Annotated in this window: 27 protein-coding genes and 1 tRNA gene; 18 read left to right on the top strand and 10 right to left on the bottom strand. The window is 27.5% G+C overall.

Translation table 11 applies throughout. From position 1 onward, the window contains the following. Positions 1–13: 13 nt before the first annotated feature. From lexA to ABXT63_RS02740, 7 genes are all read right to left on the bottom strand, one after another. Positions 14–691: a transcriptional repressor LexA gene (gene lexA, locus ABXT63_RS02710; protein WP_415321635.1), complete on the bottom strand. Its 678-nt coding sequence runs from the start codon at positions 689–691 to the stop codon at positions 14–16. Between the two features lie 88 nt (positions 692–779). After that, positions 780–1,571, bottom strand: coding sequence for an indole-3-glycerol-phosphate synthase (locus tag ABXT63_RS02715; protein ID WP_415321637.1), 792 nt, complete (start codon positions 1,569–1,571; stop codon positions 780–782). After that, positions 1,564–2,556 (bottom strand): anthranilate phosphoribosyltransferase, encoded by a 993-nt coding sequence (gene trpD, locus ABXT63_RS02720; protein WP_415321639.1) that lies wholly within the window; start codon positions 2,554–2,556, stop codon positions 1,564–1,566. Before trpD ends, ABXT63_RS02715 begins: the two co-directional genes overlap by 8 nt. Next, positions 2,553–3,128 (bottom strand): anthranilate synthase component II, encoded by a 576-nt coding sequence (locus ABXT63_RS02725; protein ID WP_415321641.1) that lies wholly within the window; start codon positions 3,126–3,128, stop codon positions 2,553–2,555. The genes trpD and ABXT63_RS02725 overlap by 4 nt, the downstream gene beginning before the upstream one ends. Beyond that, entirely contained in the window at positions 3,128–4,582 is a 1,455-nt protein-coding gene (trpE, locus tag ABXT63_RS02730; protein ID WP_415321934.1) for an anthranilate synthase component I, read from the bottom strand. Before trpE ends, ABXT63_RS02725 begins: the two co-directional genes overlap by 1 nt. Continuing rightward, complete coding sequence (locus ABXT63_RS02735; protein WP_415321643.1) at positions 4,582–4,965, bottom strand: hypothetical protein; 384 nt, start codon at positions 4,963–4,965, stop codon at positions 4,582–4,584. The genes trpE and ABXT63_RS02735 overlap by 1 nt, the downstream gene beginning before the upstream one ends. A gap of 197 nt (positions 4,966–5,162) precedes the next feature. After that, positions 5,163–6,002, bottom strand: coding sequence for a SurA N-terminal domain-containing protein (locus ABXT63_RS02740; protein WP_415321645.1), 840 nt, complete (start codon positions 6,000–6,002; stop codon positions 5,163–5,165). Positions 6,003–6,058: 56 nt separating this feature from the next. On the opposite strand from ABXT63_RS02740, the gene ABXT63_RS02745 reads away from it, so the two are divergent. Genes ABXT63_RS02745 through ABXT63_RS02785 form a run of 9 tightly spaced genes read left to right on the top strand, consistent with a single transcriptional unit; the run spans position 6,059 to position 12,684 of the window. Continuing rightward, entirely contained in the window at positions 6,059–6,799 is a 741-nt protein-coding gene (locus ABXT63_RS02745; protein ID WP_415321647.1) for a triose-phosphate isomerase, read from the top strand. 5 nt (positions 6,800–6,804) lie between these two features. Then, positions 6,805–7,107: a preprotein translocase subunit SecG gene (gene secG, locus ABXT63_RS02750; RefSeq protein ID WP_415321649.1), complete on the top strand. Its 303-nt coding sequence runs from the start codon at positions 6,805–6,807 to the stop codon at positions 7,105–7,107. 40 nt (positions 7,108–7,147) lie between these two features. Continuing rightward, a complete protein-coding gene (locus tag ABXT63_RS02755; RefSeq protein WP_415321651.1) occupies positions 7,148–8,764 on the top strand; it encodes a CTP synthase in 1,617 nt (538 codons plus the stop codon). Then, entirely contained in the window at positions 8,761–9,585 is an 825-nt protein-coding gene (kdsA, locus tag ABXT63_RS02760; RefSeq protein ID WP_415321653.1) for a 3-deoxy-8-phosphooctulonate synthase, read from the top strand. The genes ABXT63_RS02755 and kdsA overlap by 4 nt, the downstream gene beginning before the upstream one ends. Next, positions 9,586–10,842: a phosphopyruvate hydratase gene (gene eno, locus ABXT63_RS02765; RefSeq protein ID WP_415321655.1), complete on the top strand. Its 1,257-nt coding sequence runs from the start codon at positions 9,586–9,588 to the stop codon at positions 10,840–10,842. Continuing rightward, positions 10,842–11,144 carry an FtsB family cell division protein gene (locus tag ABXT63_RS02770; protein ID WP_415321657.1) on the top strand — a complete coding sequence of 101 codons (303 nt, stop codon included), beginning with the start codon at positions 10,842–10,844 and terminating at the stop codon, positions 11,142–11,144. The genes eno and ABXT63_RS02770 overlap by 1 nt, the downstream gene beginning before the upstream one ends. Continuing rightward, the gene (gene lipA / locus ABXT63_RS02775; protein WP_415321659.1) at positions 11,134–12,078 is read left to right on the top strand and encodes a lipoyl synthase; all 945 of its coding nucleotides are present in this window, start codon (positions 11,134–11,136) and stop codon (positions 12,076–12,078) included. The genes ABXT63_RS02770 and lipA overlap by 11 nt, the downstream gene beginning before the upstream one ends. Next, positions 12,059–12,508, top strand: a complete 450-nt coding sequence (locus ABXT63_RS02780; protein WP_415321661.1) for a type II toxin-antitoxin system RatA family toxin — start codon at positions 12,059–12,061, stop codon at positions 12,506–12,508. Before lipA ends, ABXT63_RS02780 begins: the two co-directional genes overlap by 20 nt. A 35-nt stretch (positions 12,509–12,543) precedes the next feature. After that, positions 12,544–12,684 carry a DUF2061 domain-containing protein gene (locus tag ABXT63_RS02785; RefSeq protein ID WP_415321663.1) on the top strand — a complete coding sequence of 47 codons (141 nt, stop codon included), beginning with the start codon at positions 12,544–12,546 and terminating at the stop codon, positions 12,682–12,684. 61 nt (positions 12,685–12,745) lie between these two features. Here the strand turns inward: ABXT63_RS02785 and ABXT63_RS02790 are convergent, their stop codons facing one another. The 3 genes from ABXT63_RS02790 to ispD are packed head-to-tail and all read right to left on the bottom strand — an operon-like array spanning position 12,746 to position 14,827. After that, the gene (locus ABXT63_RS02790; RefSeq protein WP_415321664.1) at positions 12,746–13,216 is read right to left on the bottom strand and encodes a CinA family protein; all 471 of its coding nucleotides are present in this window, start codon (positions 13,214–13,216) and stop codon (positions 12,746–12,748) included. After that, complete coding sequence (locus ABXT63_RS02795) at positions 13,216–13,719, bottom strand: phosphatidylglycerophosphatase A (RefSeq protein WP_415321666.1); 504 nt, start codon at positions 13,717–13,719, stop codon at positions 13,216–13,218. Before ABXT63_RS02795 ends, ABXT63_RS02790 begins: the two co-directional genes overlap by 1 nt. After that, the gene (gene ispD / locus ABXT63_RS02800) at positions 13,712–14,827 is read right to left on the bottom strand and encodes a 2-C-methyl-D-erythritol 4-phosphate cytidylyltransferase (protein ID WP_415321668.1); all 1,116 of its coding nucleotides are present in this window, start codon (positions 14,825–14,827) and stop codon (positions 13,712–13,714) included. Before ispD ends, ABXT63_RS02795 begins: the two co-directional genes overlap by 8 nt. A 33-nt stretch (positions 14,828–14,860) precedes the next feature. Between ispD and ABXT63_RS02805 the strand changes: the two genes are divergently transcribed. From ABXT63_RS02805 to ABXT63_RS02845, 9 genes are all read left to right on the top strand, one after another. Beyond that, complete coding sequence (locus tag ABXT63_RS02805) at positions 14,861–16,642, top strand: ATP-binding protein (RefSeq protein WP_415321670.1); 1,782 nt, start codon at positions 14,861–14,863, stop codon at positions 16,640–16,642. Next, complete coding sequence (locus ABXT63_RS02810) at positions 16,642–17,997, top strand: sigma-54-dependent transcriptional regulator (RefSeq protein WP_415321672.1); 1,356 nt, start codon at positions 16,642–16,644, stop codon at positions 17,995–17,997. The genes ABXT63_RS02805 and ABXT63_RS02810 overlap by 1 nt, the downstream gene beginning before the upstream one ends. Continuing rightward, positions 17,998–19,389, top strand: a complete 1,392-nt coding sequence (gene trkA, locus ABXT63_RS02815) for a Trk system potassium transporter TrkA (protein ID WP_415321674.1) — start codon at positions 17,998–18,000, stop codon at positions 19,387–19,389. Between the two features lie 151 nt (positions 19,390–19,540). After that, a complete protein-coding gene (locus ABXT63_RS02820; RefSeq protein ID WP_415321676.1) occupies positions 19,541–20,245 on the top strand; it encodes a hypothetical protein in 705 nt (234 codons plus the stop codon). Between the two features lie 56 nt (positions 20,246–20,301). Then, positions 20,302–20,802 (top strand): potassium transporter TrkG, encoded by a 501-nt coding sequence (locus ABXT63_RS02825; protein ID WP_415321936.1) that lies wholly within the window; start codon positions 20,302–20,304, stop codon positions 20,800–20,802. A 34-nt stretch (positions 20,803–20,836) separates the two neighbouring features. After that, positions 20,837–20,913, top strand: a tRNA-Arg gene (locus tag ABXT63_RS02830). 170 nt (positions 20,914–21,083) lie between these two features. After that, entirely contained in the window at positions 21,084–22,124 is a 1,041-nt protein-coding gene (locus ABXT63_RS02835) for an amino acid ABC transporter substrate-binding protein (protein WP_415321677.1), read from the top strand. Positions 22,125–22,189: 65 nt separating this feature from the next. Further along, complete coding sequence (locus ABXT63_RS02840; RefSeq protein WP_415321679.1) at positions 22,190–23,335, top strand: amino acid ABC transporter permease; 1,146 nt, start codon at positions 22,190–22,192, stop codon at positions 23,333–23,335. Positions 23,336–23,339: 4 nt separating this feature from the next. After that, positions 23,340–24,611: an amino acid ABC transporter permease gene (locus ABXT63_RS02845; protein WP_415321681.1), complete on the top strand. Its 1,272-nt coding sequence runs from the start codon at positions 23,340–23,342 to the stop codon at positions 24,609–24,611. Position 24,612 lies beyond the last annotated feature (1 nt).

The following is a 24,612-nucleotide window of genomic DNA, read 5'->3' on the forward strand; positions in this document are numbered from 1 at the left end:
TTAGACTATTTTTTTAGAAGTTTCTATATAAAGATACTAGTACACCTTGAACTTTTACTCTATCAGGACCAAATATTTTAGTTTCATAGTTTCTGTTTGCACTTTCTAGAGCAACAGTTTTCCCTTTTCTTCTAATTCTTTTTAGCATAGCCTCATGTTCATCTATTAAGGCTACAACAATTTTACCGTTATCTGCCGTGTCAGATCTTTTTATAATAACAGTATCGCCCTCATTAATTCCAGCATCAATCATTGAATCACCCTTAACTTTTAGACCAAAATATTGACCATTTTTTTCAAGATTACTAGGAAGTGGTATTCTAGAAACTTCATTTTGTATAGCTTCTACTGGGGTTCCAGCAGCAATACTTCCTAAAACTGGTATTTCTATTTCATTTGCATTATTAGTTTCAATATCCAATCCACCTCTTATAACACTTGGTGAAAAATTATTATAAATATCATTGGCGGAAGCTGTTTCTGGAAGCTTTATTACTTCTAAAGCTCTTGCTTTATGAGCAAGTCTTCTAATAAACCCTCTTTCTTCTAAGGCACTTATTAACCTATGAATTCCAGATTTAGATTTTAAATTTAGAGAATCTTTCATTTCTTCGTATGAAGGAGACACACCAGAAGCTCTTAACCTCTTGTTTATAAATAAAAGCAGATTTTTTTGTTTTTTAGTTAACATAAGAACAAATAAAGTACAAAATATGTTCTACAAGTGTTCTTCTATTTTAACAATAGCTAAAAAGTGTTTAAAATTAGGGTTTATTTGACTAAAGAATTGAAAAAATTGAATTATCATCCAAGTTTTTTAAAAGTGATTCACCAATTAAAAAAGTTTTAATATTAGTTTTTTTGTATAATGCCAAAAGTTCTTCTTTTGTTTTTATTCCACTCTCTGAAATTAATGGTCCAGAGTGATTAACTAAAACATTGTGAATATCATAAGTTGTATTTATATCTGTTATTAAAGTTTTAAGATTTCTATTGTTAATGCCAATTAAAGCTTCATTAAACTCAAGTGCTTTTTTCGCTTCTTTAACTGTGTGTACTTCAACTATTATTGACATGTTAAATTTCAAAGCTTCCTCGTATAAATCAAAAGCTAGATCATCAGAAACTCCAGCTAAAATAATTAGTATTGCATCTGCCCCATAACTTCTTGCAAGAGGTACTTGAAATTTATCAATAAAAAAATCTTTACACAGAATGGGCAGGTTTATTCTCTCTTTAACCTTGGTAATATCGTTTAGTCTACCTAAAAAAAAATCCTCTTCAGTAAGAATTGACAAACAAGTTGCTTTATTATTATTATAGATTTTTGCTATTTCTGCAGGATTATAATTGTTCATTATAATACCAGCAGACGGGCTTGCTTTTTTTATTTCTGCAATTAAAGAGATTTTATTATTATCAACATTGTTTTGGATCTTACCTTTAAAATTGATAAATGATTTATTTTGATCTATTTGTTCATTTAAAACATTCAATGAAATTGATTTTTTTAATAAATCAATTTTTTTAATTTTTTTTTTAATAATTTCTTCTAATACGTCTTTAGACATTTTGAATTTCCTTTAAATCGTTGTATGTTTTTCCAGATAAAATATGTTTTCTTGCTTCATTATAAGCATTAATGAACACTTTATGCTTTTCTGAAACAATAAGGCCTGCTGCAGCATTTAAACAAACAGCTTTTGAAAAATCGTTATCCTCACCTTTAAAAATATCTAGCATTTTGTTCGCATTAAATTTTGCATCATCACCAAGTAAATCTTTAAATTCATTTGCATTTATATTTAGTTTTATAGGGTCAATTAATATTTCAGAAATTTTACCATTTTTTAATTGAACAACATTGGTTTTTGAATAGGGTGATATTTCATCTAACCCATCTTCACTATTTACAATCCAGGCAAATTTAATATTTAAATTTTTTAAAGCATTAGCAAAAATTTTTAATAGCTTTTTATCAAAAACACCGACTACTTGTCTGTCAACTAGGGCAGGGCTACTTAAAGGACCAATCATATTAAAAATTGTTCTTTTGCCTATTTTTTTTCTAGTTGGTCCAACAAATTTCATTGCACTGTGATAATTAGGTGCAAACATAAAACCAAAGTTATTTTTTTGAATTTGTTCCTCAATATCTTTTGGTTCTAAATCTATTTTTATTTTTAAAGCTTCTAAAACGTCACCAGACCCACATTTAGAGGAAACAGCTTTATTACCATGTTTTGCAACTTTAATACCCATACTAGATAGAAGTAGTGCTGAAGCTGTTGAGATATTGAGTGTATTCATACCATCTCCACCTGTTCCACAGGTGTCAATACAATCATTAACATTAACTCTTTTAGATTTATTTCTTAGTACGTAAACCCCACCAGCAATTTCATCTGAGATCTCACCTTTTTTTGAAAGCAGTGTTAAAAAATCAAATATTTCTTCATCTGATGCTTTGCCATCCATCAGTATTTCAAAAGCATTTTTGCTTTCATTAAATGATAAGTCTTGGGTATTTCTTAATTTATCTATGAAAATTTTCATTTACTTTTGTAGTTAATAAAATTTTTTAATATTTTAATTCCAATGATAGTTTTTATACTTTCAGGGTGAAATTGAATACCGTGGATATTATATTCTTTGTGCATTATACCCATTATAATCCCATCTTTTGTTTCTGCAGTAATTTCAAGTTGATTAGATAAAGTTTTTTTATCAACTATAAGGCTATGATATCTTGTAGCTTCAAATTCAGAAGGAAGATTTTTAAGTATACCCATTTTCTTTGATTTTATGACACTAGTTTTCCCATGCATTAACTTATTTGTTTGGACAATATTTGAACCAAAAACTTGACCAATAATTTGATGACCTAAACACACACCAAGAATAGGTATATTTTTATAAAGAGCTTTTACTATTTGAATGCAATTCCCTGATTGATTTGGATTACCTGGTCCAGGCGATATAATAATTTTGTCATATTTATTCTTTATTATTTGTTGATGGGTAATTTTATCATTTCTAATGACATCAACTGTAACACCTAGTGATGATACATAGTGATATAAGTTAAATGTAAAACTATCATAGTTATCTATTAATATAATTTTCATTATTTTAAGGCATTCATTAAAGCTTTTGCTTTATTTACAGTTTCGTCGTATTCTTTAATTGGATTACTATCAGCTACTATGCCTGCACCAGCCTGAACATAGAATTTTTTGTTTTTTGCAACAGCAGTTCTTAAGGCAATGCACGTGTCAAATTCACCATTTGCAGAAAAATAACCAATGCCTCCAGCATAAACTTTTCTTTTTGTTGTTTCTAGTTCGTCAATAATTTCCATAGCTCTAATTTTAGGTGCACCAGAAACAGTGCCAGCTGGAAATCCAGCAAGTAATGATCTAAATTTTGAAAATTTTTTATTGTAAACACCTATTACATTAGAAACTATATGCATTACATGAGAGTATTTTTCGATCATAAAACTCTCCGTAACTTTAACAGTTCCTATTTTGGAAACTTTACCAGCATCATTTCTGCCTAAATCAAGTAACATTAAATGCTCAGAAAGTTCTTTTTTATCTTTAAGTAAATCTTTTGCAAAAAAATTATCTTGTTTTAAATTTTTACCTCTAGGTCTTGTCCCTGCAATTGGCCTAACTGTAATTTTGTTATCTCTTAGTCTAACCAAGATTTCTGGACTAGCTCCTATTATCTGAAAATCTTTAAAATTAAAAAAATACATAAAAGGAGAGGGGTTAGTAACTCTTAGTTTTTTGTAAATTTCCAAGGGTGTTTTGGATAAATTTGCTTCAAACCTTTGGCTTAAAACTACTTGAAAGATATCTCCAATTTTAATGTACTTTTTTGCCTTATTAATCATTCTTAGAAATTTGTTCTTTGATGTGTTGGATTTAACCCTAATATTAGTTTTTGTATTACTGTTGGAATTATCTTTTATTAGAGAGGCTTGTATTAATAAGTCATTAATTTCACTCTCAATTTCAAAATATTTTTTTTTATAATTTAAAATCTTTTCATCATTGAAAACATTTATAATATAAAAAATCTTTTTTTTTAAGTTATCATGAATAATCACTGTTCTCGGTCTTAAAAGTCTAACATCAGGCAGTCTTAAATCATCTTCACATTTATTGGGAATTTTTTCGATATATCTAATAGAATTGTAAGAAAAATATCCTGATATTAAAGAACAAATAGGCGGTAGTCCTGCTGGCGTTTTAAAATTAAATTCTTCTATTATTTCTTCTATAATTTTTTCTGGCTCACCTTTAATTTTTTTTTTAATATTATTTGCAGTTAGATAAGAATTTCTATTATTAAATTCCCAAATCTTGTCTGGGTTTTTGCCAAATATGGTGTATCTTCCTCTTATTCTTCCTTTCTCAACTGACTCAAAAATAAAACTATTTGTTTCCCCTAGAAAATTGTCAATTAAGTTTAAAACTTCCTGATCATTTTGTACTTTCTGAGTGGTGTATATGATTTGATTTTTGTTTCTAGAGTGTTGAAACTTAAAATCTTTAAAGTTTCGGTTTAGCATCATCTAAAATAATTTTTAACTCTATCAAGGGTTTTTTCATTAACTATCACCTTATATTTATTGTTTAAAAGGTAATCGTATGATTTTAATATCCCATTTCTATTTTCTGCACTTGCTTCGTTAGAGATTGCATTAAATATATTTGAATCTTGAGAAATTTTTGTATCTTCAAATTTTACAACTTTAGCTATAAATATATTATCTTCATTATCAGCAATTAAAGTAAATGTCTTAATTGGTAGTGTATATAAAATTTTAACAGAATTACTTTCAAATTTATTAATATCTTTAATTGAGTTTAGTTGAATTTTTTCAACTTCACCATTTCCAAGTTTATCAAAAGATGATTGATTAAACTCATTTTTATCTAATTGACTTAGCATACCTTTATTAAATTCAAATTTTTCTTTTTGAAATAGAAGATTTGTTATTTGTTTTACAAATCTCTCATCATTTAAATTTGGTAATTTTTGATTAATATTATCTATTTGATAAAAGATGAATATTCCATTATCTTCAAGTATCTCAATCTTATCTTTTCTAGATTGATAAATCTTATTTTCAATTGTTTCTTTATTTTCTAAATTAATATAATTTTTTTTTTTATTATATTGATATTTAGTTCATTTGTAATTGTCTTAAAATCGATGTTTTTAGATATTTTGTTGTCAATTTCATCAATCGCATCAAAAAAAGCCTGATTAAATTCATCTATGCCCAATAAGTTTTTGGGTGTTATAATCACATATGAAAAATCAATAAAATCTTGTTTAAGTTTTTCTGAATTTTCATCAATAAAAATTTTAATTTCTTGATCAGTAAATTCATCTGCTTTTTTATAAAATCTATTTAATTTAATAAATTCAATATCTAATTTTCTATTTTTTTCTATAAAATATTTATTAGTTAAAAACTTGGGAGATTTGGCACCACCACTTATATACGTAAATAATTCTTTTTGTAAAACGTTATTCTTTAATTTTATTTCATACATCGCTGCACTCATATTGTTTGTAAGTAAAAACTTTTCATAAAGAGTTCTTTGAAAATTGCCATTTTTGTTTAGAAAGTTTTTATTTTTCTTAAGAGTTTCTACAATTATTTCATCTGACATGACTAAGTCTAAATCTTTTATTTCAAGATCAAGTAAAGTCATTGACACCAAAGACGACAAAAGTTCCTCAATTATATTTTTATCAATATTTTCTTTTATTACTTGCTGACTTAAACCAGATTGATTGAGGTAATCCATGAAATCTTGTGTAGAGATATTAGTATTATTTATTTTAGCTATATTATTTTGGTTGCCAGTGCTAAATCCGCCACCAAATCCACCAAAGCCAAAAGCTATTATAATAACAAAAATTAGTATTAAGCCACCAATCTTTTTTTTTGTAGAACTTTTAAATGGATTTATCATTACTTCATTAATTTATTGATCTTTAAAATACCAAGCTATAGATTAAAATTTTCATTATGACAAATAAATATATGTATTTTGTAGCAAATTGGAAAATGTATGGGAATTTATCTTCTTTAAATACATTGGATAAAGTTATTAAATTTTCTAAGTCTAAAGAAATAAAGGGAGGTAGGTTAATTTATTGTCCTCCAAATACTTTAATAGGTTCTTTTTCAAAAAAATTTAATAATTGTCAAATTGGTATTGGTGGGCAAAATTGTCATGAAAGTAAAGATTATGGTGCTCACACAGGGCATGTTAATTCTCGCATGTTAAAAAATATCGGTGCTCATTTTGTTATTATTGGTCATTCAGAAAACAGAGAAAAGGGTGAAAGTGATAATCTAATTAATCTAAAAATAAAAAGTGCTCTTGATGCAAAATTAAAAGTTATTTTTTGTATTGGTGAAACCTTAATTGAAAAAAGAAAAAACAAGACGAACTCAATTTTATCTAAACAAATTAAAATTGGTTTAAAAAATATTATAGATAAATCAAATATCTTTTTAGCTTATGAGCCTGTTTGGGCTATAGGTAGTGGTCTTATACCGAAACCTCAAGATCTTTTTAAAACAGTAGAATTCATCAAAAGTAAATTTAAAGGTAAATTACCAAAAGTTTTATATGGGGGTTCTGTAAATCCTAAAAATATAACAATCTTAAGAGAAATTAATAATATTGATGGTTTTTTAATTGGTGGAGCATCTCAAAACGTTAAAAAATTTATTGATATAGTCAAAAAAACATATAATTAATCCTCATGGAAAATATTCTATTAGTAGTCAACTTAGTACTTGCAACAATACTTGTGCTTCTGATACTAATCCAAAAATCTGAAGGCGGAGCACTCGGTATAGGTGTTTCTCAAGATAATTTTATGCTTTCAAGATCTGCTGGTAATTTTATGAGTAAGGCTACAGCAGCAGTTGCAACTTTATTTATAATTTGTAGCTTAGCTTTAACAATAATATCTAGAGGTGAATTAAAACCTACATCTTCTGTATTGGATATCATTGAGGAAAAATCTAGCGATACTCCTTCAATTCCTGAAAATAATAATTAATCCTTTTAAATTCATTAATTAATCGCTATAAGATATTACCATGGCGCGATTTATTTTTGTTACCGGCGGTGTGGTTTCTTCATTAGGAAAAGGACTGTCTTCAGCATCCCTTGCATACTTACTACAATCTAGAGGTTTTAAAGTACGTTTAAGAAAATTAGATCCTTACTTAAATGTTGACCCAGGAACGATGAGTCCCTTTCAACATGGCGAAGTTTTTGTAACAAATGATGGTGCAGAAACAGATTTAGATCTAGGTCATTATGAAAGATTTTCTGGAATATCTGCAAAAAAATCTGACAATATTACAACTGGAAAAATTTATAGTGATGTTTTAAAAAAAGAACGTAAAGGAGGATACCTTGGAAAAACAGTTCAGGTTATCCCACATATAACTGACCGTATTAAAGATTTTATAAAAAATGACATATCAAAGGAAGACTTTATAATTTGTGAAATTGGTGGAATAGTAGGTGATATAGAGAGCCTTCCATTCGTTGAAGCTATTAGACAATTTTCAAATGATGTAGGAAAAAAAAATGCTTTATTTATTCACCTAACACTAGTCCCGTACCTTAAAGCATCGGATGAAATAAAAACAAAACCCACTCAACACTCTGTAAAGGAATTAAGAAGTCTTGGTATACAGCCTGATATTATTATTTGCAGATCTGAAAGGTCCATACCTTTAGAGCATAGAAAAAAAATATCTTTATTCTGTAATGTTGAAATTGAAAATGTAATTCAAACTGTTGATGTTAAGACTATTTATGAAGCACCTATTAGTTTCAATAGAGAAAATTTAGATAAACAGGTACTCGAGTATTTTAAAATAAAATCCAGAAAAAAAGTTAACTTAAATCCCTGGAAAAAGATTACTAAAATTATTCTACACACAAAAAAAACAATTAATATCGCAATTATTGGAAAATATGTTGAGCTTAAAGATGCTTATAAATCACTAGACGAAGCTCTAACACACGGTGGAATTGATAATAATTTGAAAATTAATTTAGTTAGAATAGATTCTGAAAACTTAAAAATTTCTGAAATTAAAAAAAGATTAAAAGGAGTCTCTGGAATTTTGATCCCAGGTGGATTTGGTAAAAGAGGAACTGAGGGCAAAATAGAAGCAATTAAGTATGCTAGAGAGAAAAAAATTCCTTTTTTTGGAATTTGTTTTGGAATGCAAATGGCCATTATTGAGTTTGCGAGGAATAAATTAAATATTAAAAAAGCTACATCGAGTGAATTTGGATTTGGAGGAACTCCAATTATTGGTTTGATATCTCAATGGAATAAAGATGGAAAATTAATCAAAGGAACCGATAAAGATTTAGGGGGTACTATGCGACTTGGTCTTTATGAGGCTAGATTAAAAGAAAATTCATTTATTAGAAAAATCTATAGATTAAAATCAATCCAAGAGAGACATAGACATAGATACGAAGTTAATATTAGTTATAAAGATCAATTTGAAAAAAATGGTTTAATCTTCTCAGGATTATCTCCAGATAAAAAATTACCAGAGATTATTGAGCTAAAAAACCATCCCTGGTTTATTGCTGTACAATTTCACCCAGAATTTAAATCTAGACCTTTGTCGCCACATCCCTTATTCTCATCTTTTATCAAGGCAGCTAAAAATCATAAATGAAAAATATAAAAGTTAATTGTGGAAATATAGAAATTTCAAATAATAATAAAATTTGTATTATTGCTGGACCATGCCAACTTGAGACGGAACAACACGCTATGGATATGGCTAGTAAAATTAAAGAAATAACTTCCAAGTTTAATATGGGTTTTATTTATAAAACATCTTTTGATAAGGCTAATAGAACAAGTCTAAAAGGACAAAGAGGTGCGGGTCTTGAACAATCTTTACCTATTTTTGATAAAATTAAAAAAGAATTAAATATTCCAATATTAACCGACATACACAATGCTGAACAATGTTCAGTTGTAGCCCCTCATGCCGATATATTGCAAATTCCAGCATTTTTATGTAGGCAAACAGATTTATTAATTGCTGCAGCCAAAACTGGGAAAATTATAAATGTTAAAAAAGGTCAATTCCTTGCACCTTGGGATATGGTTAATGTTACAAAAAAAATTGCTGAATCAGGCAATAATAACATTTTAGTTACAGAAAGAGGAGCAAGCTTTGGTTATAATACTCTTGTCTCCGACATGAGGTCTATACCTATAATGGCAAAAAATGGTTACCCTGTTATTTTTGATGCTACACATTCAGTCCAACAACCCGGTGGCCTAGGTGAGACCAGTGGTGGTCAAAGAGAGTTTGTTGAATACTTAGCAAGAGCTGCGGTTGCAGTTGGTGTTGCGGGTGTTTTTATTGAAACACATCAAGACCCAGATAATGCTCCGTCTGATGGACCCAACATGGTTCCACTAGAAAAATTAGAAAAATTGCTATCTCAATTATTTGAAATAGATAATCTAATTAAAAAATAAATGAGTAAGATTTTAAAAGTAAGAGCTCGTCAAGTTTTTGATAGTAGAGGGAATCCAACAATTGAAGCAGAAGTTTATTCAAAAAATTTAAGTGCCTCAGCTATTTGTCCATCAGGTGCCTCTACAGGTACTTATGAAGTATTTGAAAAAAGAGACAGTAATAATAAAAAATATTTAGGTAAAAGTGTTTTAGGTGCAGTTAATTTAGTTAATACAAAAATTTCTAAAAAACTAACAGGTGCAAATATTCATGATCAAACACGTATAGACACAATCCTAATTAATTTAGATGGCACTCGCCAAAAAACAAGTTTAGGTGCTAATGCTATTTTAGCTGTATCTATGGCTACTAAGAAACTTTCTGCTAAAATTAAAAGAATCCCTTTATATAAAACTTTTTTAGTAAAAAATAATTACAGATTACCTTACCCATTAATGAATATTATTAATGGAGGAGCACATGCAAATAATGGATTAAGAATTCAAGAATTCATGATTAGACCTGATAAAGCTAAGAGTTTTTCAGAAGCTATGAGAATATGTTTTGTTGTAATTAATAACTTAAGAAAATTGATTATTAAAAAGGGTTTATCAACATCTGTAGGAGATGAGGGGGGCTTTGCTCCAATGATCAGTAGCAATGAAAAAGCTTTGAATTTAGTTGTTACCGCAATTAATAAGTCAGGTTTTAAAAATGGAAAAGATGTTTCGATTTGCTTAGATGTTGCAGCAAATGAATTAATCAAAAAAAATAAATACTCTATTCATTCAAAAAAATTTGTTTCGGTAGATCAATCTATTAAAGAATATAAAAAAATAATAAATAAATACAAAATTAAATCTATTGAAGATCCATTTGGAGAAAATGATTGGATGGCATGGAGTAAATTAATGAAAAATACTAATAATGTCCAAATAGTTGGAGATGATTTGTATGTAACTAATTTAGAAAGACTTAAAAAGGGTTTTTTAAACAACTCATCAAATTCGATATTAATTAAACTTAATCAAATTGGAACGGTATCTGAAACACTTGAGGTTATTAAGTTTGCACAAATTATCGGATATAAAACAATAATTTCTCATAGATCTGGAGACAGTGAAGACACTTTTATAGCAGACCTCGCTGTAGGTACAAATTCAAATCAAATCAAAACTGGATCTCTAGCTAGATCTGAACGTGTTGCAAAATATAATCAATTATTACGTATAGAAGAAGAGCTTGGAAAAAAAGCATTAATGAGTAAAATTCATTAATGCTGGGTAAATTAAAAAAGAATTATTTTATATTAATCTCTACTTTTTTAATACTTTATTTTTTTTTTAACCTTCTAGATGGTGAAAGAGGCCTTTTTTCATATTTAAAAAAAAAAGAAATTCTAATAAATCTAGAAGCTGAAGAAGTTAATTTATCTAATAAAATCAAAGATCTTAAATTCAAAAATTCTCTATTAAGTACTAAATTAGACCTAGATTATGTTGAAACTTTAATCAGAGAAAAATTTATGTTTGGCAAAGAAGGGGAGACCCTCTATATAATTAAGAAGAATGATAATTAAACCAAGACACCCAGAAAAAGTTAACAAACCTGTAAATCCAATTAAGAAAAAACCTGATTGGATAAGGTCTAAATTAACTAATAGTAAAGAATTCTTCTTGACCAAAACTATTGTTAATCAAAATAACTTAGTAACAGTTTGTCAGGAAGCTAATTGTCCAAATATTACAGAATGTTGGAGTAAGCGTCATGCTACATTTATGATTATGGGCGATACTTGTACAAGAGCTTGTGCTTTCTGTGATGTAAAAACAGGCAAACCTGAAAATTTAGATCCATTCGAAGCTTTTAAAATTTCAAATGCTGTTTACAAACTTAATCTTAAGCATGTTGTTATAACTTCTGTTGATAGGGATGACTTAGAAGATGGAGGTTCCAATCACTTTTTTGATGTAATTACAGCTACAAGAAAAAAAAATCCCCAAACATCTATTGAGGTTTTAACCCCAGATTTTTTAAGAAAGGGTAATTATTATAAAAAAATTTTAGAAGCAGACTTAGATGTTTTCAATCATAACATTGAAACAGTTCCAAGACTTTATTTAAAAGTTAGACCAGGTGCGAGATATTTTGGTTCATTGGAACTTTTAAAAAATGTAAAAAAAATTAATAAAAAAGTTTTTACTAAATCAGGGATAATGGTTGGTTTAGGAGAAAGTAAAGATGAATTAATTCAAGTGATGGACGACTTAAGGTCTGCTGATGTAGATTTTTTAACAATAGGACAATATTTACAACCTTCAGTAAAACACCACCCTCTTGAAAGATATTATCATCCAGATGAATTTAAGGATCTAGAAAATATTGCAAAATCTAAAGGTTTTTTATTAGTTTCATCTTCACCACTAACAAGATCTTCTTATCATGCAGATGAAGACTTTGCTCAATTACAAAAAAATAGATTAGAAAAGTATAATGCCCAAAGCCTCAGTTAAGAGATTAATTGAATGTAATAAAGAACAATTAGTTGATCTTGTTCTAGATATTGAAAATTACCCAAAATTTATACCTTATTGCTTAGATGCAAAGATTTATGAAAAAAAAGAAGAAAAAAATCTAATCTCAATAATTGCAGATCTTACAATAGGTAAGGGTCCATTTAAGGCAACCTATAAAAGTGATGTCAGATTTAATAAAGATACAGACACTATCCTAGTAACCAATATTGAAGGACCTCTTAAACATTTGGATAATAAATGGATTTTTCTTGAAAAGGATAACTCTACTGAGATATCTTTTGATATTGATTTTGAGATTGAAAATAAATTTTTAAATATTGTAATGGATAGATCTTTTCAGTATGGTTTAAATAAAATAGCTAACTCTTTTAAAAAAAGAGCTCATGATTTATTTAAGGGTAGATAAATAATTAAATAACTATATGTGCAGAAAGGTTTGTCATGACTGCAGGCTTACAAAAAAGAATAATTGCTAAAATATTAACTTGGCGTGTTACTGCCAGTTTAACAACTTTTATTATTGCATGGGCGTTAACAGGTGATTTATTAATAGGAATATCTATAGGCAGTATCGAACTATAACAAAAATTTTTTTATATTATTTTCATGAAAGAATTTGGAATAGTATAAGTTGGGCTAAAAGTTAGATAATCTTATCAATTATATTAAGTACAGTACTTACTGTAACTTTTTGTATAGATATTCTATTTTTATTTTTAAATAGATTTTTTTTAGTTATTATTTTGTTTCCTTTTTTAATACCAATATAGACTAAACCAACAGGCTTTAATTTTGTTCCACCATTAGGTCCCGCAATTCCTGTGATGGAGACAGATAGGTTGGTTTTACTAATTTTACTTAGATTCTTTACCATTGATATACAGCATTCATTGCTAACAGCACCATATTTAGTGATAATTTTTTTTGGAACTTTAAGAATATCTATCTTTGCCTTATTTGAATAAGTAACCAAACCTAAAGTAAACACTTTAGAAGAGCCACTTACAGATGTTATGATGCTAGACAGCATTCCACCTGTACAAGATTCAGCAAATGAAATTTTAATTTTTTTTCGTATTAGTTTTTTAACAATTTTATTAGATAAGGTTTTCATTATAAAACATAGCTTTTAACGATCATGAAACAAACAACTGTTAGCACAACATAAAATCCAGCAAAAATGTCATCCATTATTACTCCAAAACTATTTTTAAAATTTTTATCGAATAAATTTACAGGAAAAGGCTTCATAATATCGAAATATCTAAACAATACAAAAAACAAAGTATAATATATAATAGCTTCATTGCTTTCTTTGCTAGTGCCATGTGATACCTCATAAAGATAAATAGGTATAGATTGTCCTAAAAACTCGTCAATAATTACCTCTCCAGGATCTTTATTTTTACTATCTTTTGTATGTGTTGAAATAGCATAAAATGAATAAACAAAAATAATCATTAAACTAGCCAAAATGATATCTGAGGAAATATTAAAAACATGGAATAAATAAAAAAGAATAACTGTTGTAGCAAGGGAACCAAGTGTACCTGGCATATATTTGATTTTACCTAAACCAAACATTGTTACTAAAAGATAATTAAAATTTTTAATCATATCTAAATACTGAAGCAATAACCTCACAAGCTATAGCTTTTTCTTTACCAATAACACCTAATTTTTCAGTTGTTTTTCCTTTTATATTAATTTGTGAAGAAGATATATTGCAAATTTTTGCAATGCAGGAGGTAATTTTTTTTTTATATTTTTGAATTTTAGGTTTTTGAGTAATAATATTTATATCAATATTATTAATTAAATAATTTTTAATTTTTATTTGTTGAATAATTTTTGATAGCAAAATAGTTGATCGAATATTTTTAAATTTTTTATTGTTGTCTGAAAATTTTTCACCAATATCACCCATTTTACATGCACCAAGAATTGCATCTATAACAGCATGCAAAACTGGATCTCCATCAGAATGACCTAAGGTACCAAGATATGATGGTATTTTGATTCCACCTAAATAAAGTTTTTTATTAGGTACTAATCTATGAACATCAAAGCCCAACCCAAATTTAATTGAATTAGTAACTTTGATATCTGAATTTATTGTAATTTTGTTATTATCAACTGAACCTTTAATGATCTTTATTTTTTTACCAACTTTTACAAACAAATTTGCATCATCAGTAACTTCAGGACCTTGGTTATCTTGGAGTTTATACAATTGTTTATAATTAAAAGCTTGAGGTGTTTGAATTAAGTAAATATTTTCTCTCTTTAAATTTGTAACCACATTTAAATTTTTTTGTTTAACGGAATCTAATGTTTGTATTGCTGGTACAACACAATCATTTAATTTGACTGCTTTAAAAAGTCTATCTAAAAGATTTAGAGAAAAATTAGGTCTTGCCGCATCATGAATTAATACATATTTAATATTATAACTCTTAATAGCTTTTAAAGCTTTATAGGCAGATTCAGCTCTAGTGTTTCCTCCTATAATAATCTTAATATTTTTAGTTTTAATTTTACTTATATAAGATTTATGTTTTTTATTAATAACAAGAACAATTTTATTAAATTTACTATAATTTATAGCCTTATCTACTGAATGTAAAAATAAAGGTTTACCCTTATATAGATGGTAGGGTTTTGGTATTTTAGAATTAAATCTTTTACTTTCTCCTCCAGCAAGTATTATAAAACAATTATTCATGATAAAAATATTTATTAATCTATTTATCTCATAATGAACGAATTTATCAAAAAAAATATTTTTATTGGGTCAATATTTCTAATTACATTAACATTAGGTTTTGTTACTTTCTTAACCTTTATAGATAAAAGTTTTCTTAAGTTAACAGACCAAAATCTTCAATTACTTTTGGCTGCAAATATAGCTTTATTGCTAGTATTTTTTTATGTGATCTTCAAGGAAGTGAGAGCTTCGTTAAGAATAGATGTGAATGTAAGTGGATCAAAAGCTAATAGAAAATATATAACTTTTTTTGCCTTATTCACACTAATTCCATCGATATTAATTTCTTTATTCTCGTTATTTTTATTATCATTTGCTCTCGATAAGTATTTAGATAAAAAAATTACAACGGCGGTTAACAACTCTTATGAAATTGCAAAAAGTTATACTGAGGAAGCTAGAACTAAGACACAATCTGAAATTATATTAATTGCGTTTGATTTAAATAAAAGTATTAATTTTTTAAAATCAAATATTAATCAATTTAAAAGCTTTCTTAATACACAAAAATTAATAAGAGATATGGATGAAGTTAACATCATAGAAGGTGATGGAACTCTTTACTTAACAACATTAAAGGATATTTCGCTATATACACCACCCTTACCGGAAGCTCTTGAAATGGTTTTAAACGATAAAAGACCACTTAAAATTATTAATGCTTATAAAAATCAAACAGCATCAATTATAAAATTAGAAAACTTTGAAGGTAAATATTTATATATAGCAAAATACTTAGATAAAAAAATTTCTCAATATCTATTAGAATCTGAAGAAGCTCTAAATTTTTATTATACTGTTTTAAACAAACAAACTGGTATTAAAATTTCTTTTGTTTTTATTTATTTAGTTATAGTTTCTTTATTATTATTTCTATCTATATCTATAGCTATAAGATTTTCATCAAGATTTTTTAGATCAATTAATAATTTGATAATTGCATCCTCAAATATTGGAAAAGGTAATTTAAATACAAAGGTTCCAGAAATTAAAGCTGATAAAGATATGGAACTCTTAAATAAAAATTTTAACTTAATGACTGATCAATTAAAAGCACAACAAAAAAAATTAATTATAGATGAAAGACACGAAGCTTGGGAAAATTTAGCTAGAAAATTAGCTCATGAAATTAAAAATCCACTTACACCGATTCAATTAACTATAGATCGATTAAAAAGCAAACACTCAGATAAAATGAAAATAATTGAAAAAGAAGATTTTACTAAAAGTTTAAAGATTATAGGAAAACAAATAAATCAAATTGAAAACTTAGTAAATGAATTTTCTGATTTTGCACGTATGCCAAAGCCTATACTTAAAGATAATGATTTAATATCTTTGATTAAAGATAATATCAATTTGATAAATGAATTAGATAGTAAAATTTTAATTAATCTTGATGCTAATAAGGATAAAATAATTCTTAATTCAGATAATGAGCAACTAAGTAGAGTTTTTTTCAATATGATTAAAAACTCTATTGAGAGTATAATTGAAAAAAGATTAAATAATGATGCTTTTAAAGGAAAAATTGATATTACTGTAAATGATAATCTGTCTAATATAGATTTTATTATTATTGATAATGGTTTAGGTTTTGGAACTTTTAAGGATAATATGAAAAATCTTTTAAACCCATACATCACAACAAAAAAAAAAGGTACAGGCTTAGGCTTAGCGATTGTTAATAAAATAGTAAATGACCACAATGGTTCAATTAACTTTATACCAACAGAAAATGGAGCAAAGATTAAAATTAATTTTATAAGATAATGAGTACAGAAATATTGATTATTGATGACAATATAGACATTAGAAATATTATTAATGATTTAATTATTGAGGCTGGTTATAAAACAAGATTGGCTGCTAATTACAATCAAGCATTAATTGAGATTGACAAAAAACTACCTGATGTTGCAATTATAGATGTCAAATTGGATAAAGGAGATAATGACGGATTAGAGCTTTTATCTCACATTAAAAATAAAGATCAAAACATTCCAGTAATAATAATTACAGGACACGCAAATATAGAAATGGCAATTAAAGCCCTTAAGTCTGGTGCTTTTGAATTTATTGAAAAACCTTTTAATCAAGAAAGATTATTAAATTTTATCAATAGAGCTGTTGAAAATATTAATCTTAAAAATAAAAATAAAGAATTTGAAAGTAAGCTTTTTTATTCTTATGACCTAATTGGTGTAAGTGACAATATCAAAAATATTAAAGATCAAATAAGTAAAATATCAATTTCTGAAAGTAGAATTTTTATTAATGGCCCAACAGGCTCAGGTAAAGAATTAATTGCAAGAAAAATTCATAAAGAATCTAAAAGGCAAAAAGGTCCTTTTGTAATTTTGAACGGTGCACTTTTAGATATTAAAAAATATGAATTAGAACTTTTTGGAGAAGAAAATGTTAACGGTTCAATTTCTTATGGAGCTTTAGAAAAATCATCAGAAGGAATTCTTTTAATCGATGAGGTTTCAGAAATTCCCCTTGAAACGCAATCTAAAATTCTACGTGTTCTAATAGATCAAAAATTTAAAAGAATTAATGGTACTCATGATATTAGTGTTAATGTACGTATTATATGCTCATCAAGTAAAGATATTAAGAAAGAAATTCAAATAGGTAATTTCAGAGAAGACCTTTACCATAGGCTTAATGTGTTTGAGATAAATATAGAACCACTTAAAAATAGAGTATCTGATATCCCATTTTTAGTAGAATATTTTTCAAAAAAAATTTCTTCAAATTATAATCTTAAAAAATTAAATATTGATACGAATAATGATTATTTATTAAATTACGAATGGCCTGGGAATATAAGAGAACTCAGAAACTTAATTGAGAGAATAGCAATTCTTTCACCAGATAATTCTGATAAAGTTTCAAGTATTATCAAAGAATCTTTAAAATCCCCAGATATCAAGATTTCATCAGTAGAAAACTCTTTATCTATACCATTAAAAGAAGCTAGAGAAAATTTTGAAAAGGAGTACTTAACTACTCAATTAAAAAAATTTAATGGTAATATATCAAGAACTGCTGATTTTATTGGAATGGAAAGATCTGCTCTACACAGAAAATTAAAAGGCCTAGGGGTCAAGGAATTAGATTAAATGAATATAATTATTTGTGGAGCTGGTAGGGTTGGTTTTACTATAGCCAAGATTTTAAGTGAACAAGGTCATTCAATAACTGTAATCGATCAATCTAGTGAAGATATTCAAAAAATTGATGAGACATTAGATGTAAAGTCTATAGTTGGCAAAGCAACATACCCGTCCATATTGGAAAAGGCAAATGCCTTAGATGCTGATATGATTATTGCTGTAACACGAAATGATGAAATTAATATGCTTATATGTCAAATTGCATTTTCAATTTTTAATGTTCAAAAAAAGATTGCTAGGATAAGATCTCAAGACTACTTAAATCCTAAGTTTACAAAAGTTTATAATAAAGAAAATTTACCAATTGATGTAATTATTTCACCAGAAATTGAAATAGCTAAATCCATACAAAGAAAATTAGAAGCCCCAGGTGCACTAGATAATGTTCCATTTGCTGGCAATAAAATTAGATTACTTGAAATTTTGATTAATGAGAAATGTTCCTTAAAAGATATTAAACTTAATGAAATCACCAAAAAATTTCCTAAATTAAATGCTCTTATTATGGGAGTAATACGAGAAGATAAATTTATAGTTTTAAAAAAAAATGATATCATGCTTAAAGATGACAAGGCTTATGTTATGATTAATGCTTCACAAATGAAAGATACACTAAATGCTTTTGGTCATAATGAAAAAATTTCAAATAAAATTTTAATAATTGGTGGTGGAAATATTGGTTTTAACTTAGCTAAAAATCTTGAAGAAAGCTTTGATTCAGCAAGAGTAAAAATTATTGAGAAAAATAAAGAAAGAGCAGAATTTATTGCAAGTGAACTTAATAATACAATTGTAATTAATGGTGATGCTTTAGATGAAGAAGTTCTGATGGAAGCAAATATTGATGAAGTACAAACTGTACTAGCTCTAACTAATGATGATGAAGACAATTTAATGGTGAGTGTATTGGTTGAAAAATTTGCTAAAGATAACAGTGAATTAAGTGATAAGAGAACAATGGCTTTAATTAACAAACCGAATTACTCTTTACTTCAATCTTCGTTAAAAATTGATGATTTTATCGATCCTAGAATGAATACTGTATCCAGTATATTAAAACACATTCATAAAGGTACAATTGAAAATGCATATAGTATTTTGAACGGTGAATACGAAATTATTGAAGCAGAAATAATTGATACTTCAGAGTTAATTAATAAAGAATTAAAGAATTCAAATTTACCAGATGAGATTAGAGTAGGGGCAATTTTAAGAGGTGAAGATGTAATTATTCCTAGATCAAATTTTGTGTTTAAAAAAGAAGATATTGTTGTTTTGTTGGCCAAAAAAGATTTTTTACATGTTGTTGAAAATATGTTTCGCATAAGCTCGATTTAATTAAATGAAATATTTAAAACTCATTTATTTGAGTGTTTTTTGTGGAATAATTTCAATTCTTTCTTTTTTCAATATTGTTTATTCATATTATTTAAATTTGTATCTAAATTTGAATACGTACATCTATACTTTTTTAACATCTATTATCTTAATGTTAATATTTTATATATCTAAAAATAATAATGAGAAGAAAACTACAATCTATGAGAAAATATTTACAATACTACTAGGTTATTTTTTATTACCACTAATAATTGCAATACCTTTTTATTTTAGCATTTATAATTTAACTTTTGTTAATTCTTACTTTGAAGCAATTTCTGGTTTTACATCAACAGGATTTACAATTTTTGATAACATAAATCATATTGATCAAAGTCTAGTTTTATGGAGATCCGCATCACAATGGGTTGGAGGTCTTTATTTTTTATTTTCTATCATACTTTTAATAGATATTTTTGATCATAGTTTTAAAAAATCCTTAACTAATTTTATATCTTTTAATAAAGCTGAAACCCTTAAACAATCTTTAAAAATTTTTTTATTATATTCATCAATTACTTTAGGAATTTTTATTATTATGAATATATCAGGTATTAGGTTGTTTAATTCTCTTAATTTAGCAATGACAATTATTTCATCAGGTGGGTTTTTACCATCAAATAACTTATCAAATATCTTAATAAATAATTATCAAACAATTGTTATTTCTATTTTGATGCTAACATCTTTTTTTAGCATTTTTTTAATTTATAACTTAGTTTTTACAAAAAACCATAATCTTAATTTTTTTAATGAAGACATTCATTTGCTATTTTATTTATTGACATTATTGTTTTTTTTTTTATTTTCTTAAACTTTGATAATAACTTTAGTGAATTATTTTTATCTTTAACAAGTAGTATTTCAAATATAGGTTTTTCATTAAATAATAGTCCAACCAATTTATCTTTTATCTTTTTAATACTTGTTATTATTGGGGGGTCTTTTTTTTCAACAAGCTCTGGTATTAGGTTTCTAAAAATTTATTCATTATTCAAATATTCAATTAATGAAATTTTATCCTATAGCAGACCTAAAAATATTTATATTAACAAACATTTATTCTCTAAAGAATTTTTTAAAATAAATGAAATTTATAAACATTTTTTATCAGTAGTAGTGTTTATACTATCTTTGTTATTTCTAACTTTTTTACTAACTTTAAGTGGTATTGATTTTGAAAATTCATTTAAACTGTCTATTTTAACCCTAATGAATACGGTTAATTCTACAACGTATGGACTTGCTGGTTTCAGCTTTTTTGATTTGCATTTTTTAACTAAGTATTATCTAATTATCTTCATGATTATTGGCAGGCTTGAACTTTTAACTTTGTTGATTATTTGTAAAAAATTTCTTTTTAAAAATTAAATTGGTACTATAAATATATTTAATATTGTTATATGCACTCTTAGCTCAGCTGGATAGAGCATCTGTTTTCTAAACCGAGGGTCGGTGGTTCGAGTCCACCAGAGTGCACCAACACTACATGTAACGTATATTTATTTAATCACACTACATCTAGTTAGAACCTCTCTAATTAGTTCAATTTTTCTTTGATCAACTTTATATAATGATAAACAATCAACTTAATTCAAATTTATTTGAATTATTTGTTAACAAATAAATAAATAAAAACAGAGGAATAAAATATGTTTAAATACGTAAAACAATTAACTTCTCTAGTTGCTATGGTTGCAGTTTTGATTTCATTTTCAACTGAAACAATGGCCGCTAAGAAGTCTAAAACTCTTAAAAACACTATGAAAAAAGGTTTTGTAAGATGTGGTGTATCTCAAGGTTTACCTGGATTTTCAAATGCTGATGCAGCTGGGAATTGGACTGGTGTTGACGTTGATGTATGTAGAGCGGTTGCTGCTGCAGTATTAGGTGATGCGAACAAAGTTAAGTTCACTCCACTAAGTGCTAAAGAAAGATTTACAGCTCTAACTTCTGGTGAGATTGATATCTTATCAAGAAACACAACTTGGACACTTTCAAGAGATGCAGATCTTGGTGTAACTTTCGTTGGTGTAAACTTCTACGATGGTCAAGGTTTCATGGTAAGAAAAGACTCAGGAATTACTTCTACGAGCCAATTCAAAAATGGAATTTCAGCTTGTACTAACATCGGAACCACAACTGAACTAAACATGAGAGACTTCTTTAATTCAAAAGGAATTTCTTATGAGCCAGTTGCTTTTGAAAAAGCTGACGAAGTTGTTGCGGCTTATGACTTAGGCAGATGTGATACTTACACAACTGATAAATCTGGTCTAGCAGCTCAGAGAACAAAAATGACTAGCCCCGATGACCACATAGTGTTACCAGAGACTATCTCTAAAGAGCCTCTAGGACCTGTAGTACGTCAAGGTGATGCAGTTTGGGAAGATATCGTAAGATGGTCTCTAAACGTAATGATCGAAGCTGAAGAATACGGTGTTTCTTCTTCTAACGCTGATATGATGAAAACATCTGAAAACCCAGCAATTAAAAGATTAGTTGGTACAGAAGGTGAATTAGGTTCGTATTTAGGTCTAGATCAAGACTGGAGCTTAAGAATTATCAAACAAGTTGGAAACTATGGTGAAAGTTATAAGAGAAATATAGCTGACACTGGTATTTTACCTGACAGAGGTCCGAATAATATTTGGACTAAAGGCGGACTATTATACACTCCACCAGCTAGATAATTATTATCTAAAATAATTTAAAAAGGGCTAGATTTATCTAGCCCTTTTTTTATAATAACTCACAAATGAAATTAAAAAAAATTCTACCTCAACTATTAACTCTACTATTTATAGTATTAGTATTTGGTTTCTTTACTATGAATGCCCAAGAGAATATGGGCGCAAGAGGTTTGGAATTTGGTTTTGGTTTTCTAAAAACTCAAGCCTCTTTTGATATACAGTTTTCTTTAATTGATTATGATGGTTCTCATTCATACGCTAGAGCTTACTTAGTTGGACTGCTAAACACACTTCTAGTAGCCTTTATAGGAATTATTTTAGCTACCTTATTAGGTGCTATTGTAGGTATAGCCCGATTATCGCCCAATTATTTAATCAGAAAAACGGCTTCTTTCTACATAGAATTCTTTAGAAATATTCCTTTATTATTACAAATTTTCTTTTGGTACTTTGCTGCTTTAAGAGCCCTACCAATGCTTGAAGATGCTCCTATGTTATTAAACTCATCTTTTATGACTATCAAAGGACTTTATACACCAGCTCCAATTTGGACAAATTTTGATGTTTTTTTTACAACAATAATTGCTGCAATGATTATAATTTTTTTCTTTGCAAGATATGCAAAAAAGAAACAAGAGCAAGAGGGTAAACGATTGCCTGTATTTTTCATATCTTTGGCAATTTTTATATTTTTGCCATTACTAACTTTTTTAATCGGTGGCGTAGATTTATCTTGGAGTTATCCTGTAATTAGACAGATGTCACAATCATCATATACTTTTGACGGTGGTTTAAAAATACCACCTGAATTAATTGCTCTTACTCTTGCTCTTACTCTTTATACAGCAACATTTATTGCTGAAAATGTTAGAGCTGGTATCCAAGGGATTGGTAAAGGTCAAAAAGAGGCAGCAGCATCAATCGGTCTTACCCCAAATCAAGTTTTAAAATTAGTAATCATGCCTCAAGCATTAAGAATTATTATACCTCCAACCACTAACCAATATTTAAACTTAACTAAAAATTCATCTCTAGCTGCTGCTATTGCATATCCAGATTTGGTTTTAGTTTTTGCTGGAACTGCAATGATGCAAACAGGTAGGGCTATAGAAATTGTGGGTATTACAATGGCAACTTACTTGACTATTAGTTTAGGCATTTCACTCTTAATGAACTGGTATAACAAAAGAATAGCGATACAAGAAAAGTAAAATTATGACAAATATTAATTTATTAAAACCAGATAATAAAAATTTACCTTTATTTCTTACATTGGGTGGTTTGTTTTTTGCGTTTGGAATTTTTGATTTTTATCTAAATAACTATTTTAATATGAATATTACTTCTTTTTTACCTAGAATTATTAATTTTTTTACACCATTAATTTTTGGAATTATTGGGCTTCATTTAATTAGAATAGAATTTTCAGGTATAAAGATTTTAGACACTCTCAATAAAAACATTAACACAACTAATTTCAATGCTGCATTAAGTGTATCTATAATTTTACTTATAATTTTTGGACTACCTCCAATATTAAATTGGCTTATTCTAGATGCCAATTTTGCTGGTGACACTAAAGATGCATGTACTGGTGGTGGGGCTTGTTGGGTTTATATTAAAGTTTGGTTTAATAGATTTATGTATGGAATGTACCCCAATGCAGAACAATGGAGAGTTAATTTAACATTTATTGCTGTCCTTGTGTTTATGACAGCTGGTTTTTTTGCTCCAGCAAGACTTAGAAATTATCTATCCTTATATTATGTTATTATTTTACCTATTATTTCTTTTATCTTAATCTACTTTATAGTATCTGGGGGTTCATTTGGATTAGTGTGGGTAGAAACGGGTGCTTGGGGAGGTTTATCTTTAACTTTTATGGTATCTTTCTTTTCTCTAATTTTTTGCTTCCCTTTGGGCATGATGTTAGCTCTTGGAAGAAGGTCTGATTTACCTATTGTTAAATATTCATCACTTTCTTTTATAGAATTTTGGAGGGGCGTACCTTTAATTACAGTATTATTTATGTCCGCAGTAATGTTTCCTATGTTTTTACCTGATGGAACTTACGTTGATAAATTAATTAGAGTTGTTGTCGCTATCACTTTATTTGAAGCTGCTTACACAGCAGAAGTTATAAGAGGCGGTCTACAGGCGCTACCAAGAGGCCAATATGATGCTGCTAAATCTCTTGGTATGGGTTATTGGAGAATGCATGTTTTTGTTATTCTTCCTCAAGCACTAAAATTAGTAATACCGGGTATTGCAAATACATTCTTAGCTCTTATAAAAGATACACCTCTAATATTTGTTGTTGGTCTTCTTGAGTTAGTTGGAATGTTAAACTTGGCTAAGACAAATCCTAAATGGCTTGGTTTTTCAATGGAAGGTTACGTATTTGCTGGAATAATATTCTGGATTATTTGTTATAGTATGAGTAAATATAGTCAAAATTTAGAATTAAAATATAAAACAGATAGATAAT

The organism is Candidatus Pelagibacter sp. Uisw_092, from assembly GCF_047729545.1.
In the GTDB taxonomy this organism is placed as follows: domain Bacteria; phylum Pseudomonadota; class Alphaproteobacteria; order Pelagibacterales; family Pelagibacteraceae; genus Pelagibacter.